The sequence below is a fragment of the Frankia sp. CpI1-P genome (genome assembly GCF_001421075.1).
Lineage (GTDB): Bacteria > Actinomycetota > Actinomycetes > Frankiales > Frankiaceae > Frankia > Frankia torreyi.
Genome location: NZ_LJJX01000030.1, coordinates 1 through 14,381 on the forward strand (window position 1 = coordinate 1; position 14,381 = coordinate 14,381).

Here is a 14,381-nt window from a genome sequence, read left to right on the forward strand (position 1 = left end):
GGGCGATGTTGCGGACCTGGCTGGTCAGGTTGCCCGCCATCGAGTTCACCGACTCGGTCAGGTCCCGCCAGACCCCGGAGACGTCCTTGACCTTGGCCTGCCCGCCCAGGTTGCCCTCGGTACCGACCTCGCGGGCCACCCGGGTCACCTCATCGGCGAACGACGAGAGCTGGTCCACCATCGTGTTCACCGTGGTGCCGATCCGCAGGAACTCCCCGCGCACCGGCTGGCCGGCGATCTCCAGCGCCATGTGCTGGGACAGGTCCCCCTCGGCCACCGCGGCGATGACGCGCGCGACCTCGTGGGTCGGGCGGGCCAGGTCGTCGATGAGGGAGTTCGCTGCCTGGGTCATGTCCGACCAGCCGCCGGGGCTGCCCTGGTCCTCCATCCGCAGGGTGAGCCNCCCGTCGCGGCGGATCACCTTGCTGACCCGGGCCAGCTCGCCGGCATGGCGCTCCTGGATGGCGGCCAGCTCGTCGAACTTGCGCACCACGTCGCCGGCATACCCCTCCCGGGCCGGCAGGCGGGTGGCGAAGTCGCCCTCNCACAACCNGGTCAGACCGTGCAGGAGATCGGCGATCAGCTCATCCGACGAGGTGCGCGATGTCCGGGTCTCGTCCACGTCGCGGGTCGCATGAGGGACGATGGTCGCGATAGCGTCACCGCCGGGTGCAACGGGATCACGGCGAGCCGGGGCCTGCTGGTCGTCAGTGGAACTCATCGGTCTCCTACCTGAGCTCGGTCGGCACGATCGTCTCGGACGACGGGCCGGGCGGAGGAGCCCGGGCCAGGGGCGGTCTCCTCGGGGCACCGGCGTGGGCGGGCGTCGGTGGACAGGTGACACCAGCCGCCAGTATCCGCCTCACGATGGACAACGCAGGAGAGACTGAGCGACATGAATGGCGTAGGAGGGGGTCCGACGACGCCGACGCAGGCCATCACGCTGCCGCCGACGCCCGATTCCCCTCGGTCCGCGCGGCGCTTCGTGCTCGAGACGCTGCACGGCCGGCTCGACGACGACCTGCTCGACTCCGCGCTCCTGCTGGTCACCGAGCTGGTCACCAACGTCGTCGTGCACGCGGGCACCGCGGCCACCGTCGACGTCCGCCAGGAGGGCGACGGCGTTCGCGTCGGCGTCGCCGACCGGCACCCGGTGCGCATCGGCATGGCGCGGGTGAAGAAGGTGGACGTGCCGCGCCCGCCGTCGGCGTTCCCCGAGGAGGCCGACTTCGGCCTCGACGGGCTGCGCGAGGACGGCCGCGGCCTCGCCCTCGTCGACGCGCTCGCGACGAGCTGGGGCACCGAGCACCGTCCCGGCGGCAAGACCGTCTGGTTCCGGCTCGGTTCCGCGGACGTCCCGCAGGAGGACTCCACCGCCGACGACGAGGCGGTGATCGTGCCGGCCCAGATGCGCCCGGCACGGCTCATCGCCCGCGACACCGCGCGCGCCCTGACCGCCGAGGGCGAGGTGAACGAGCTTCTCGCGCAGCTCGTCGACGCCCTGACCGTGACCGCCGGGCTGGTGCGACGCCCCGGCCGCGACGGCGGCCGGGTCGAGACCGTGGCCACCCTTGGCGTCGTCGGCGAGGCCGACGAGGCGGTGGCGTTCCCGCTGGACCCGACCCAGTCGAGCCTCGGCGAGCTGCTGCTGTGGCCGGCGCCCGGGGCAGGCCCGGCCGGGCTCGACGTCGACCGCATCCGGCTGGCGACCCGGTGGATGGCGCTGGCCCTCGGCGGCGGCGACATGCGCCGCGCCGAGGAGCGCCGGATCGGGATGCTGTCGTTCCTCGCCGAGGCGTCNGACCTGCTCGCCGGCAGCCTCGACCTCGGCCATTCGCTGGCCCTGCTGGCCCGGCTGCCGGTCCCCCGACTCGCCCAGTGGTGCGCGGTCTACCTGCATCGGGAGAACGCCGATCCGGCGCTGTGGTCGGCCGCCCACGCCGAGGAGAACATGGCCGGCGCGCTGAGCACGGCGGCGGCCGACCCGGGCGGGGTGCNGATGGCCGCGGTGCGCTCCGCGAGCGGCGACCGGGTGCACTCGCTGACCGCGTTCGGCGGCCCGACCCTGGTGATGGTGCTCAAGGCCCGCCGCCGGGTGCTCGGGGTGCTCGCCCTCGGGCGCCCGGAGGGCAACGCGTTCGCCGCCGACGAGATCGACCTGCTCGCCGACCTCGCCCGCCGGGCCGCGTTCGCCATCGACAACGCCCGCCTCTACAGCCGCCAGGTGGAGCTCGCCGGCACGTTGCAGGCCGGGCTGCGCCCGCCGGACCTGCCGATGATCGAAGGACTCGATCTCGGCTCCGCCTACGGCGCCGCGCAGTCGGCCGGTCTGGACGTCGGCGGGGACTTCTTCGACCTGCTGTGGGGCCCGCTGGGCTGGACGATCGCCATCGGCGACGTCTGTGGCAAGGGCGCCGAGGCCGCGACGGTCACCGGGGTGGCCCGCGCCGTCCTGCGGCTGCTCACCGGGCGCGGCACCGACCTCGGCGAGGTACTGCTCGAACTGAACCGGACACTGCGTGACGCCGCCTCCTCGCACCCCAACGGTCAGGGCCGGTTCTGCACCCTGGCCGCGGCGTCGATCACGGGCCCCGCGAGCCTGCCCGGCGGGGGCCCGGCCGGGGACGCGCAGGCCGCCGGAATCCGGCTGCGGCTGTTCCTCGCCGGGCACCCCCAGCCGGTGGTGCTGCATGCCGACGGGCACGCCTCGCTCGTCGGCCGGCCCGGCACCCTGCTCGGCGTGCTCGACGACGACGAGGTCTCCTTCCCCGGCATCGACGTCACCCTCGGCGCCGGCGAGTCGCTGGTCTTCTACACCGACGGGGTGATCGAGGCCCGCGACGGCCGCGACCTGCTCGGCGAGGATCGGCTGCTGGCGGCGGTCGCCGGGTGCGCGGGGCTGTCGGCGCAGGGCATCGCCGACCGGGTGCTCGCCGCGGCCGAGCGCTTCGCCGGCGGCAACCTGCGCGACGACGTCGCGATCCTGGTCGCGCGGGTACCCGGCTGACCGGCCCCGGGTGGTGGCGACGGCCGTCACGTCCCCCCGCGACGAAGCCGGTCGGCGGCCATAAACGCAGGTCCGGCGTCCACAGCAAGATCGAATGCCGAGTGGGCATCGCCCCAAGGGGTGCGATCCGGATTCCGAGGCTTCAATCGGCCNTGAGCGGGTACACGATGAGCGATGTCCTCGTTGTTCAGGCTTGGTGGTAGATGAGCGCGTCTTCGGTTCCGATGGACGTGGTTCGGCAGGCGACCTCGCGTTGCCCACCCGCGACCCACATACTCGCCGAGCTTCCCTATCTGCCCTCGGCCGTTCCCCAGGCCCGTCGGGTCCTGCGGGAGGGCATGCGGATGGCGCAGCTCCCCGAGGACGTCCGCAGCACCGCCGAGCTGCTCGTCAGCGAGCTCGTGACCAACGCCGTCAAGTACGGCCAGCCACCGTTGTGGCTGCTCATCGAGATGCGCCCCGGGCTGATCCACGCTTCCGTCTCGGACACCTCGACCGTCCTGCCGCAGCGGCGCACGGCCGCGCCCGACGCCGAGGGCGGCCGCGGCCTGCTCGTCCTCGACGCCCTCGCCGGAAGCTGGGGGACGGTCATGGCGGAGTCGGGCAAGTACCTCTGGTTCGACCTGCCGGTGCCGCACGAGCCCGCCCCCGCCGGCGACGGCGAGGCCACGGCGACGGCCTCCCGCGACGGCGACCGCACCCCGGCGTCCGCCGGCACCTCGGACCCGACGGATTCCACCCGGGTCGCCGCGGGACACCCGCACCAGGGGCGTTCCGATGGACCCGCCTCGCCGTCCACGCAACCGCCGTCCACGCCACCGCCGTCCACGCCACCGCCGGACAAGGCTGCGCCCCCCGCCGCGCCGCGGGCCGCCCTGGTGTCTTCCGGCCTGCGCGCCGACGGGCCGACGGCGACGCCCGCGGCATCCACGACCTCCGCCATCTCCCAGCGGCGGTCCCGCCCCGGTTCGGGCAGGATCCGGCCGGCCATCTCCGGGCCGGGCGTCCCCCGATCGGACGACGGCCAGCCCGACACCAGGATCATCACCCGACTGTTCTGAGGCCCCGGGGCCGCCGCCCATGGAAGCGCGCAGGCGCCGGGCCGGCGCGACTCACTCCGTCGACAGCGCCGACGGCCTGGTGACCCGGGTGACCTTCTCGTAACGATCCAGTGTCACGATCTTGACCACGTCGCCGGTGTGCGGGGCGTGCAGAACCTGGTTGCCGCCAAGGTAGATGCCCACATGCCCCGGATTCGAGGGGGTTCCGTCCGATCCCGCGGCGAACAGCAGGTCCCCCGGCTGCCAGGCCGACAACGGCATCAGCGCGATGCTCGGACCGGAGGCGTCGACCTGGTCGTAGGTCGTGCGGGGCAGTCTGACCCCGGCCGCGGCGTAGGCCGCCTGGACGAGCGAGGAACAGTCCCAGGCATCCGGCCCGTTCGCGCCGAGCACGTAGGGATCACCAAGCTCACCGCGCGCGAAGGCGATCGCGGCCGCGGCCGCCTCGGTCGCCGGTCCGATCGGGGCGCTCGCGCTGCTGAGCGCCGCGGTCATGCCGGGCACGGCGGCGAGGATCGACTCGACGTAGCTCTGGGTCTCCGAAAAGGGCGGAACGCCCTGGTAGGCACGCACAGCGCCCGGGCCGGCGTTGTAGGCGGCGAGCATGAGCCGTACCGGGTCCCCGGGCACATCCGCGACCGCGGCGGCCACCGAGCAGTCGTAGGCGGCCGCAGACGGGATCGCGTCGGCGGGATTGAGAATGTCGGCCCGGCCGTCCCCGTCCCCGTCCCGGCCGTGGCTGGCCCAGGTGCCGGGCAGGAACTGCGCGATGCCGAGGGCGCCGACCGGTGATCGAGCACCGGGCCGGAAGCCGGACTCCTGCTTGAGCTGGGCGGCGAGCAGACCGGGACTGAGGGTGGCGCAGGTCTGACCGGCACTGAGGATCGCGCCCACGTAGGCGCCGGGGATCGTCCCGGCGTCCGCGTACTGGCCGGTTGCGCCGCCGGAGTCCCCGGAGATCGCCCCGCCGAAGATCGCGACAAAGCCCACGACCAGCACCATCGCCGATCCGGCGAGGATGGCCGCCAGCGGTGGCGTCGATGCTCCCTGCGCCGGCATGGTCTCGACCGCCATCGCCCGGGATCCACCCCCTCATCACGAGTCAGGACGACTTGATGCTGATCGCGGTGAAGACTCTGCTGCTTAATTCGGGGTTTGGGTTGCGAGTTGGTGGCTGAGGCGGGTGAGTCTGCTGGTGCGGGGTGTGAAGGCCGGTTGGTCGGGGTTCCCGTGGGCGTCGAGGCGGATGATGTTGACCGCGGTGGCGGAGAAGGCGTGTTGGAGGCGGGTCTTGGGTAGGCCGCAGTAGCGGGCGTAGCGCAGGCCGGTGACATCGAGGGCCTGGTTGATCGTGCCCTCGATCCCGGCGCGCAGCGCGTACCGGGTCTTCCAGGTGTCCGTGGCCTGTTCGGCGCGGGCGGCGGTGAGGGTCTCGTGGAGTTCTTGGGGGCGCAGGCTGAGGTAGCGGGTGCCACGCGCCGCGGTGGTGCACTCGGTGCGGGTGGGGCAGGGGTGGCAGTCGGTGTGGGCGAACTGCACGACGATGGCGTCCCGGTCGTGCTGGCGGACGGGGTACCAGCCGGTGCTGGTGTGGCCTTGCGGGCAGCGGGCCTGGCGGGCTTTCCAGTTGATCCGGAACGCGGCCTTGTCGAAGCCGGCGCCGGCTCTGGCCTGGGGTGAGTGGTCGAGNAGGGCGGGGGTGACCATGGTGATGCCGCGGGTGGCGGCGTCGTGGATCAGGTCGGCGGAGNAGTAGCCGGCGTCGAGGTAGTGCTCGGCGGGGGCGAGGCCACGCTCGGCGAGGGCGGCCTGGACGGGCAGGGTGGCCTTCACGTCGGGGACGGTCGCCTGGGTGGTGAGAACGTCCGTGATCAGCCGTAACGGCAACGCTTCGGCTTCGGCTTCGGCTTCGGCTTCGGCTTCGGCTTCGGCTTCGGCTTCGGCTTCGGCTTCGGCTTCGGTGGGAGGGTCGCAGGTTTCGGTGAGGTGGACCTTGTAGCCGCACCAGAACAGGTCGTCGCCCTTGGCCGCCCACCGCGCGTCGCGGTCNTANGGGGAGGCCAAGCGGCGATGTCCGGGCGGGACACCCTGCTGGTCGGCGTCCCGCTTCACGATCACCTCCCGTCCCCGGCTGTCGGTNGACAGGTAGTAGGTCTGCACCAGCATCTGCTGTAGGAACGCCACCGCGGGGATCTCGCGCGGCCAGCCGGGTGCGGTGGGCGCGCCCACCGCCCGGCACACCGCGAGCGCGTCNTGGCCGAACACCACCGCGAGGCGGTCCCGGGCCGCCGTCGACGACGGCATCGTCCATCCGTTGACCCGCTCGCCGTAGCGGTGCGCCAACTCGTCGACGTTCAGGGTGTCGGCCAGCCAGTCNGGGGCCGCGACCGCGAGGGCCTCCAACGCCGCCCGCACACTCTCCCCGGCGAGCTCGGTCCGGTTCAGGTCCCGCACCACGCTGATCACATGGGTGGAGTCGGTGCGCGCCCGGCCACCGGCGCCGATCAGGCCCCGCTCACGGCAGACCTCCACGAGCCGGTCGAACACCACCCGTTCCAGGCCATGGTCGGCCAGGCGGGTCCGGAACCGGGACAGCACAGTGGCGTCGAACCCGGTGTCGGTCAGTTCCGCGCCGAGGGCGTACTTCCAGTCGATCGCGCGGACCGCCATCGCCGCGGCCTGCCGGTCGGTGAGGTTCTCGGTGAACTGCAGCACCGTGACCAGCGACAACACCGCCGGCGGCAGACCCGGCGCCCCCCGCCGGCCGAACGCCGGGGTGAACGGCTTATCGACGAACACCTCGGCGAGCCGGTCCCGCAGCCGCATCGCCGGCGTCCCCCGCGGGAACGCCGCCCGCGCGACCGCCACGGTCTGCGCCGGGATCTCGGGCAGCCCCTTCGGCTGCAACGACATGTGCCCCACCTCCCGCGGCCCACGAGGCGACCCGGACCGCAGAGGAGATCATGCCGCACCCACGACACCCAGCCGAATTAAGCAGCAGAGTCAACAACCAGCTCAAAACCCATCTCCGCGGCCCCGGGCGAGTCCTACGGTCCCGTCTTCCGGACCTGGTCTACCAGGAGATCTGGTCCTATCTGATCGTCCACCATGCGATCAGTGACCTGACCGCGCAGGCGTCCGCCGCCGCGGACCTCGACCCGGACTCGATCTCTTTCGCCAAGGCCCTCCGCCTGATCCGCCGTACCGCCACCGGGACGGCGGACATTCCCCCCTCAGGACTGGACTGACCACCTTCCCAAGCACCTGTCCAACCTCGCCCGGCTCCTGATCCCCGACCGCCGTGAACGCACCTGCCCCCGCGCGGTGAAACGCGCCCGCCACAACAACTACCGCGTCAAAAAACCCGGCGAGGCCGCCAGCATCNGCCATCACGCTCCAGCGACGGCCAGGATCCACACCCTCAACCGAACATGATCAAAATAGGCTACGTGGCATTGACCCCAGGCTGGCCGCCGAGCAGGAAGACGATCGGAACCTCCTGCCACCGCGCCCCCGCGAGCAGTTCGGGAACGATCTCGTGGACGAAAATCTCCTGGTGGCTCTTCGGATCGAGCCTGAACTCCTCGGTCACTGCCGCTCTTCTCGGAGCTGCCTAGCCCGCGGTCCGTACTCCTGGAGCACCCGGGCGACTGCAGACGGGCCCCCGGCAATCATTCGACGCCGCTCGGCGGCCAGGGCGGCACGCTCCGCCCGGAGACTNTGCGCCACCGTCTCGTCCGGCTCCTCAGCCAGCAGACTGGAGATCCTGGCGGTCAAGGCTCCCAGGATCCACTCCGCAACCTCAAGATCGACCCCTTGGTCGAACGTTCGTGCTGGCAGAGCATCACCCAGCAGAGAGCGCCGCCGCTTCACCGGCTCAGTCATCAGGATCCTCCCGGCGTCTACGCGTAGACGATAACATCGGTTCGCACCGTAGGTGAGGACAGGGCGCCGAATTACCCGGGGCACGGAAGCGCCTGATGTTTTTGCTCGGTCGAATCCGCCGCCACCGATCTGGATCGATGGCGGCCTCCACCGCGACCCCTTCGACGAGAACGCCGGCGCAGGGGAAACCGCCACCGTCCCTGCGGAGCGGCAGATCCGATCCCGCATCGAGCAAACGGCCTCGCCGTCCGGCTGCAGGCGGACGGCGGACGGCGGACGGCGGACGGCGGACGGCGGACGGCGGACGGCGGACGGCGGGCGGCGGACGGTCAGTTGTCGCACGAGCAGGGAGCCTTCATGAAGTGGCGGGTTCATCAGGAGCGGTCCGTCTTCCAGACGCCCTGGGTCAACCTCGCCTACCTCGACGTGGAGCAGCCGGACGGGCAGCGGGCGGAGTATCACGTGGTCCGGCTGCGCGATGTCGCCATCACCTCGCTGCTGGACGAGTCGCGGCGGGTACTCATGCTGTGGCGGCACCGGTTTGTCACTGACACCTGGGGCTGGGAACTGCCGATGGGTCTGGTGGAGGACGGCGAGGAACCCATCGACGCCGCCGCCCGGGAACTGGAGGAGGAGACCGGCTGGCGCCCGGGGCCGCTGCGGCCCCTGATCTACGCGCAGCCCGCGAACGGCATCACCGACGCGCAGCACTTCGTGTTCCGGGCGGACTCCGCCACGTTCACCGGACCGCCCACGGAACGCAACGAGTCGGATCGCATCGAATGGATACCGCTCGGCGAGATCGGNGAGCTCATCCGCCACCGAAAGATCGTGAGCAGCGCCACCCTCGTCGGCGTCATGGCCCTGCTCNTTGATGAACCGTGAACGCCGGCCCGGGCCAGCCTCCGGGTCACCCGCCATGGACCCTCGGGACACCGCCGAATTCAGCAAGCCCGCCGGGCGGCGAAGGTGGGTACCGGGATGCCTCCGTCGATGCAGCCCACCGGGCGGACGGGAATTCCGCCAGATACACGTCAGAGCACGGGGAGCCAGCCACGGCCGACGACGCATCGCCAGATCCGACCGCCCGAGGTGGCTGATCCGCCGATGACGAGCTGACCGGTGGTCACGCAGTCCGCCGGCCGCGGATCGACGACGCTCAGTCTGACCCAGGGATGGAAGATGTCACCGCCCTGGTGCACGTTGAAGTTGTCGCCGAACACGCTCGCCCCGCCCGCCTTGTTGACGGCGAAGATAGGCTGGTTAAAATTATCGTACACAATGAGTAGCTGACCGTTCGGCCCACCGGTGGACTGGATGCGCAGCCCCTCGCTCGCCTGGTTCGTCGCCCGGAAGACCCAGGGATTGTCGAAAGATGTGCCGGACGCATACGCATAGCCACCGCCACCCAGAACTGCACCGAGCAGTACGGCCCCCAGAAGAAGGGGGACGGCGGTTCGGTACCGATGCCCGGACACGCGCCCACGCAGAAACGAAAGCATGAGAATTCCCCCCGCACAACCGGCTTCGGATCGGCCGTTGCCACGACCACACGGATCACCGACGCGACGCCGGGCGAACACGACCAGCAGACCAGAAGGCCGAGACCAAGGAACCACCGAAAGCAGCCGATCAGGCTGTAACCGAAGAGGAGACCACCTTCATACTTGGTAGACGGAACGGACTGGTCGGCTTGATCGGCCCGGACGATAATTCACCACACGCCGGCGGTAGTCGGCCGTCATCCGCGGCCGACCGGGTGGATCGAGCCCGGCAACCACATTGGATGCGACCAGGACAAGTCTAGCCGAGTCGCGTTGTCTGTACATAGAGAATTTTGCAGCCATTGCGTTGCGTGGAGACAAAACAGCCTATTTACCATTCTTCCGACTAACACGCACAGCCATCGACATTGCTGCCCGTCCGCCGGACGCGATAGACACGGGTCCTCCCCTGGGTTCCCCATCGACCGCAGGGGACCGGCGGTGGAGCGGACGCCTGCGTCGGGGCTCGGGTTCGGCCGGGCATCCCGCCCGTCCCGCGCCCGGTGACGTTCGTCTGCGACGGGTCCGACCGGGGCCCCGCCGCGAGACCCCGGCGACCGCCCGTGTCACCCGCCCTGCGGACCGCCGTCGGCCGATGTCGCAAGCACGATGCGGCGCGGCCGAGGATGGCCGAGGAAGTCCGCGAGCGCGAACTCGTAGCCGTAGGCTCCGGCCAGCGGGAAGACGATGACGTCGCCGGGCCGCACCGATCCGACCGTGATGTCGCGCGCGAGAGTGTCCTCCGGGGTACACAGCTCGCCCACGACGGTGACCGGACGTCCGGTCGTGTCGACGCCCCCGTTCTCTCCCGCGCCCCCGACGTCCTCGGCTTCTTTCTGTTTCTCCGCGCCGCTCGGATGGGACCTCGCCACGACCGCGAAGTTGTGCACGATCTCCCAGGAGGTCGGCAGGGCGAAATGGTGGATGCCGCCGCGCAGCACGACGAAATCGGTCCCGTAGGAGCGTTTGACGTCGATCACCTCGGCGGCGTACCAGCCGCAGTCGGCCACGAGCAGCCGGCCCGGCTCGAAGATCACATCGACGCCGGCTGGGACCGATAGCCGCGCGAGGCCCTCCCCGAACCGGTCCAGGTCGAAGGGCCGCTCGCCGCGCCGGTCCGGCTCGAACGGCACGCCAAGTCCCCCACCCACGTCGACCACCCGCAGGTCGATCCCGGCGTCGGCGGCCGTGCGCTCGGCGAACCCGAGGCACCAGCGGACGTAGTCCAGATGGGCGGCTGCGTCGAGGTTGCCCGACACCGCGTGGACATGGAATCCGGCCACGTCCAGATGGGGCAGACGCTTCGCCAGATCCAGCACGGCCGGCACCTCCGACTCGGGCACCCCGAACGCGCTCGGCCGTCCCCCCATCTGCAGGGAGCCCGTGAGGGAGACCCGCGCCGGGTTCACCCGCACCGCCACGGTGACCCGCCGACCGAGCCGCGCCGCGACAGCCTCCAGCCGCCGTAGCTCACCCGGGCTCTCGACGTTGACGATGGACACGCCGGACTCGACCAGCGCGGTCAGCAGAGTGACCGACTTCGCCGGGCCGGACGCGACCAGGTAGGGCGATCGGGCGGCGGCCACTCGGCCGTAGGTCGCCAGGGCCAGGCGCATCTCACGCACCGAAGAGACCTCGAAACCGTCCACCCCACCGAGACCGGGGACGACGGCGTTCGGGTCCAGTCGGGGGACCACGATGTCCTCGCCGGCCTCGGAAGCGGCGGACGGCAGGTCCAGACGGGGGACGGCACACCCGCGGTCCGCGCCGGTGGCGGCGGCCTCCTGGCCCACTCCGGGGACGGCCGACCGGTCCGCGCCCAGGAGGGTGGGGTGCGTCCTGGCCAGACCCGAACGGCCTGCGCCGGTGCCCCGCAGCAGCGCGTCGAGGACCGGCGGGAAGCCGTTGGCCTTCACCGCGTAGCAGAGTGCCGCCCAGCCAGGCAGGCAGGCACGCAGCGCGGCGGCGTTGCGCGCGGCGACGGTCGGGTCGTAGAGGTAGGCGCTGATCTCCGCCGTCCCCGCCGGTCGATCGCGCACCGCCGCGAGCACCGCGAGGGGTAGGCGCTCCGCGGGCAGGGCATGCAGCGGAGCCGCGGACGGCGGCAGGTCCATCCGAGTCCTCCTCCCCGGGGCCCGGTCATCGCCCGATCGGACCACCACGCCGTTCCCACAGTGACGAATGCGGCGTATTCCGCGCAATAAAATGCCGAATGCGTGGTCGACCCGGCTCCGCGCTCCTCCGGCGACGACGGCCGCAGCGGCCCGGGCGCAGGGGTGATCAGCCCATTTGAGCGGGGCGGAATCGGGCCACGCACCGACGGCACAGCCACGTCCCAAGACAGACACGACCATGCCAGCCGGAGAGTCCACCCCCGGGTGTGCGCTCGGACACTGCCCGAATGGCGGGGGCCCGAGCCAGGGAGGGCCTCAGGAGCAGCAATTCCACGACGATGCAGGGCATCCAGGCGGACCATGGAGGGATCCGCCGATGGTGCCAGACGCGACCGTATCCTTGCGCGGAGCAACAGCTCGCCGCGGAGTTAGGTTAGGCTTCCTTGAACACGGTCCGCTCGAAAGGGAGTCGCCCGCAATGACGATTTCCGCTCGAAACGGCATCAGCACCAGCATCGACCCGGTCCCCCCGGCCTGGGATCCCGCCGCCATCCTGGCGCGGCAGCGCGAGCGGGAGTCGTCCGCCCGAACCTACGCGCGCACCCTCCCGATCGTGCCGGTCCGCGCGGGCGGAGCCACGGTCGTCGGCGCGGACGGCCGGAGCTACCTGGACTGCCTGTCCGGTGCCGGCACTCTGGCCCTGGGCCACAACCATCCGGACGTGGTCCAGGCGATCACCGCGGCGCTCTCCCGCGGCGCCCCCCTGCACACCCTGGACCTCGCCACCCCCGAGAAGGACGCGTTCACCGAGGAGCTTCGGGCCTGCCTGCCACCGGGGCTGGGCAGCGATGTCAAGCTGCACTTCTGCGGTCCGAGCGGGGCCGACGCGGTGGAGGCGGCTATCAAGCTCGCCCAGACGGCGACCGGAAACCAGACCATGCTCGCGTTCACCGGTGGCTACCACGGCATGACCGCGGGCGCGCTGGCCGTGACCGGCAACGTCGCCGTCAAGAACCCGTTGCCGGCCACGGCCTCGGTTGTCCGATTGCCCTTTCCCTACCCGTACCGGTGCCCGTTCGGGGTGGGATCCCCGGCCGGCCGCGCCGCCGGTCCGGACGGTGCGGAACTCTCCATCCGCTACATCGAACGGCTGCTGGATGACCCGCTCGGCGGGGTCACCGATCCGGCCGGACTGATCGTGGAGGTAGTCCAGGGAGAGGGTGGCGTGGTCGCGGCGCCGGACGGCTGGCTGCGGGCCATCCGGGAGATCACCCGCCGGCGCGGCATCCCGTTCATCCTCGACGAGGTGCAGACCGGGGTGGGGCGGACCGGACGGTTCTGGGCCGCGCAGCACAGCGGGATCACCCCCGACATCCTCGTGATGTCCAAGGCGATCGGCGGCGGACTGCCGATGGCCGTGATCGCCTACCGGGCCGAGCTGGACGTCTGGACGCCCGGCGCGCACACCGGCACCTTCCGCGGCAACCAGCTCGCGATGGTCGCCGGCCGTGCCACCCTGNGCCGGGTGCGCCAGGACGGACTCGACGAACGCGCCGCCCGCCTGGGCTCCCGCCTGTTGGCCGGCCTCGAGGATCTCGCCCGTGACCGTCCGTACGTGGGGAACGTGCGCGGCCGGGGGCTCATGCTCGGCGCCGAGCTGGTCGATCCGACGATCGAGGCGGACGCGGTCGGCGCGCATCCCGCCGATCCCCGGCTCGCTGCCCTGGTCCGGGCCGAGTGCCTCCGCCGTGGACTGATCATCGAGCTCGGTGGGCGGCACGGGGCGGTCATCCGGCTCCTACCACCCCTGATCATCGGCGAGGAGGAGAGCGAGCGCGCCCTGGCGATCCTCGCCGACGCCGCCGATGCGGCCGTGCGGCGGCTCACCGCCGACGCCACCGGGCGTCCGACCACGTGAGCGAAGCGCCGGAGCCCCGGCGGGGCCTGAACGAGCTCGTCGGGCTGACCCTCGCCGCGCTGGCCGAGGGCCGGCGTCGGCGCGGCGGACCGCTGCCGGCCGGTGGACCCGCGCGAGTGCGTGCGGCGATCCAGGCCGCCCTCGGCGTATCGCCCAACCGCACCAGCCTGCTCACGCGCACCGGTATTGGCGCCACGGCCGCGCTCACCGGCTTGGTGGAGGCCCTCGCGGCCGGGTCCGTGGACCCGGCGGACCCATGGTGCGCCGCCCATCTGCACTGCCCCCCGCTGCCCGTGGCGGTCGCCGCCGACCTCGCCGTGAGCGCCCTCAACCCGTCCCTGGACTCCTGGGATCAGGCCCCGGCCGCGACCACGATCGAGACCGAGGTCGTCGCCGCGCTCGCCGGGCTGGCCGGCTTCGACCCGGATCGGGCCACCGGCACGATCACCACCGGCGGCACGGAGTCCAATCTCATGGGCCTGCTTCTCGCCCGGGATGCCGCCCGCCCGGGGGCCGCGGGGACAGCCGGTGGGGTTACGGAAGCGGCGGGGCCGAACGGGCGGCTGCGCGTGTTCCGCTCGGCTGCCGCGCACCTGTCGGTGGACCGCGCCGCCGCGGTGCTGGGCCTCGATGCCCCGCCGGGGGCCACCATCCCCACCGACGGCCAGGACCGGATGCGGGTCGACCTGCTGCGACGGACGCTCGCCGAGTACCCCGGCCCGGCCGTCGTCGTGGCCACCGCGGGCACCACCGACGCCGGGGCCGTCGACCCGCTGCGCGAGATCGCGGCTGCGGTCGAGGAGCACCGGCGCCGGCTACGCGGGCGGCGACCCCCGGCGGCACCGGCCGGAA

12 protein-coding genes and 9 pseudogenes are annotated in these 14,381 nt (G+C 72.0%); 10 read left to right on the forward strand and 11 right to left on the reverse strand.

The window, feature by feature from the left end; genetic code table 11:
- A partial coding sequence (locus FF86_RS52415; RefSeq protein WP_242419087.1) for a HAMP domain-containing protein occupies positions 1–402 on the reverse strand: 402 nt, incomplete at both ends.
- A 493-nt stretch (positions 403–895) separates the two neighbouring features.
- On the opposite strand from FF86_RS52415, the gene FF86_RS52420 reads away from it, so the two are divergent.
- From FF86_RS52420 to FF86_RS19295, 4 genes and pseudogenes are all read left to right on the forward strand, one after another.
- On the forward strand, positions 896–1,800 hold a 905-nt coding region (locus tag FF86_RS52420), incomplete at its 3' end, for an ATP-binding protein (RefSeq protein WP_242419070.1).
- A gap of 1 nt (position 1,801) precedes the next feature.
- Positions 1,802–1,997, forward strand: a pseudogene (locus FF86_RS52425) (hypothetical protein); the annotation flags it as partial.
- 1 nt (position 1,998) lies between these two features.
- Positions 1,999–3,007, forward strand: a pseudogene (locus tag FF86_RS52430) (PP2C family protein-serine/threonine phosphatase); the annotation flags it as partial.
- A gap of 203 nt (positions 3,008–3,210) precedes the next feature.
- Complete coding sequence (locus tag FF86_RS19295) at positions 3,211–4,068, forward strand: ATP-binding protein (protein ID WP_055406246.1); 858 nt, start codon at positions 3,211–3,213, stop codon at positions 4,066–4,068.
- 51 nt (positions 4,069–4,119) lie between these two features.
- Here the strand turns inward: FF86_RS19295 and FF86_RS19300 are convergent, their stop codons facing one another.
- From FF86_RS19300 to FF86_RS67135, 7 genes and pseudogenes are all read right to left on the reverse strand, one after another.
- Positions 4,120–5,142, reverse strand: a complete 1,023-nt coding sequence (locus FF86_RS19300) for a bifunctional lytic transglycosylase/C40 family peptidase (RefSeq protein WP_052681450.1) — start codon at positions 5,140–5,142, stop codon at positions 4,120–4,122.
- A 69-nt stretch (positions 5,143–5,211) separates the two neighbouring features.
- Positions 5,212–5,757, reverse strand: a 546-nt coding sequence (locus tag FF86_RS52435; protein ID WP_242419071.1) for a transposase, incomplete at its 5' end; no start/stop codon positions are given.
- 1 nt (position 5,758) lies between these two features.
- Positions 5,759–5,818: pseudogene (locus FF86_RS67115) on the reverse strand (hypothetical protein); the annotation flags it as partial.
- Between the two features lies 1 nt (position 5,819).
- A pseudogene (locus FF86_RS67120) lies at positions 5,820–6,081 on the reverse strand (IS1182 family transposase); the annotation flags it as partial.
- Positions 6,082–6,208: 127 nt separating this feature from the next.
- Positions 6,209–6,321: pseudogene (locus tag FF86_RS67125) on the reverse strand (hypothetical protein); the annotation flags it as partial.
- A gap of 1 nt (position 6,322) precedes the next feature.
- Positions 6,323–6,444, reverse strand: a pseudogene (locus FF86_RS67130) (hypothetical protein); the annotation flags it as partial.
- Position 6,445: 1 nt separating this feature from the next.
- A pseudogene (locus FF86_RS67135) lies at positions 6,446–6,981 on the reverse strand (transposase); the annotation flags it as partial.
- 50 nt (positions 6,982–7,031) lie between these two features.
- On the opposite strand from FF86_RS67135, the gene FF86_RS19310 reads away from it, so the two are divergent.
- Positions 7,032–7,316: a hypothetical protein gene (locus FF86_RS19310; protein WP_044887151.1), complete on the forward strand. Its 285-nt coding sequence runs from the start codon at positions 7,032–7,034 to the stop codon at positions 7,314–7,316.
- Positions 7,317–7,513: 197 nt separating this feature from the next.
- Here the strand turns inward: FF86_RS19310 and FF86_RS34300 are convergent, their stop codons facing one another.
- Positions 7,514–7,660: a hypothetical protein gene (locus tag FF86_RS34300; RefSeq protein WP_157866960.1), complete on the reverse strand. Its 147-nt coding sequence runs from the start codon at positions 7,658–7,660 to the stop codon at positions 7,514–7,516.
- A 650-nt stretch (positions 7,661–8,310) separates the two neighbouring features.
- On the opposite strand from FF86_RS34300, the gene FF86_RS62780 reads away from it, so the two are divergent.
- Together FF86_RS62780 and FF86_RS67140 are read left to right on the forward strand one after the other, a co-directional pair.
- On the forward strand, positions 8,311–8,759 hold a 449-nt coding region (locus FF86_RS62780), incomplete at its 3' end, for an NUDIX hydrolase (RefSeq protein WP_255355844.1).
- Between the two features lies 1 nt (position 8,760).
- Positions 8,761–8,823 (forward strand): annotated as a pseudogene (locus FF86_RS67140) (NUDIX hydrolase); the annotation flags it as partial.
- A 164-nt stretch (positions 8,824–8,987) separates the two neighbouring features.
- Here the strand turns inward: FF86_RS67140 and FF86_RS33455 are convergent.
- Both FF86_RS33455 and FF86_RS19330 read right to left on the reverse strand, forming a co-directional pair.
- Positions 8,988–9,455 carry a hypothetical protein gene (locus FF86_RS33455; RefSeq protein ID WP_055406242.1) on the reverse strand — a complete coding sequence of 156 codons (468 nt, stop codon included), beginning with the start codon at positions 9,453–9,455 and terminating at the stop codon, positions 8,988–8,990.
- Between the two features lie 608 nt (positions 9,456–10,063).
- Complete coding sequence (locus FF86_RS19330; RefSeq protein WP_044887155.1) at positions 10,064–11,611, reverse strand: alanine racemase; 1,548 nt, start codon at positions 11,609–11,611, stop codon at positions 10,064–10,066.
- Between the two features lie 478 nt (positions 11,612–12,089).
- Between FF86_RS19330 and FF86_RS19335 the strand changes: the two genes are divergently transcribed.
- From FF86_RS19335 to FF86_RS52450, 3 genes and pseudogenes are all read left to right on the forward strand, one after another.
- Positions 12,090–13,130, forward strand: a 1,041-nt coding sequence (locus FF86_RS19335; protein ID WP_242419072.1) for a diaminobutyrate--2-oxoglutarate transaminase family protein, incomplete at its 3' end; no start/stop codon positions are given.
- 1 nt (position 13,131) lies between these two features.
- Positions 13,132–13,529, forward strand: a pseudogene (locus FF86_RS52445) (aminotransferase class III-fold pyridoxal phosphate-dependent enzyme); the annotation flags it as partial.
- Positions 13,526–14,381: pyridoxal-dependent decarboxylase (locus FF86_RS52450; protein ID WP_242419073.1), on the forward strand; the 856-nt coding region annotated here is incomplete at its 3' end. The pseudogene FF86_RS52445 and the gene FF86_RS52450, both read left to right, overlap by 4 nt.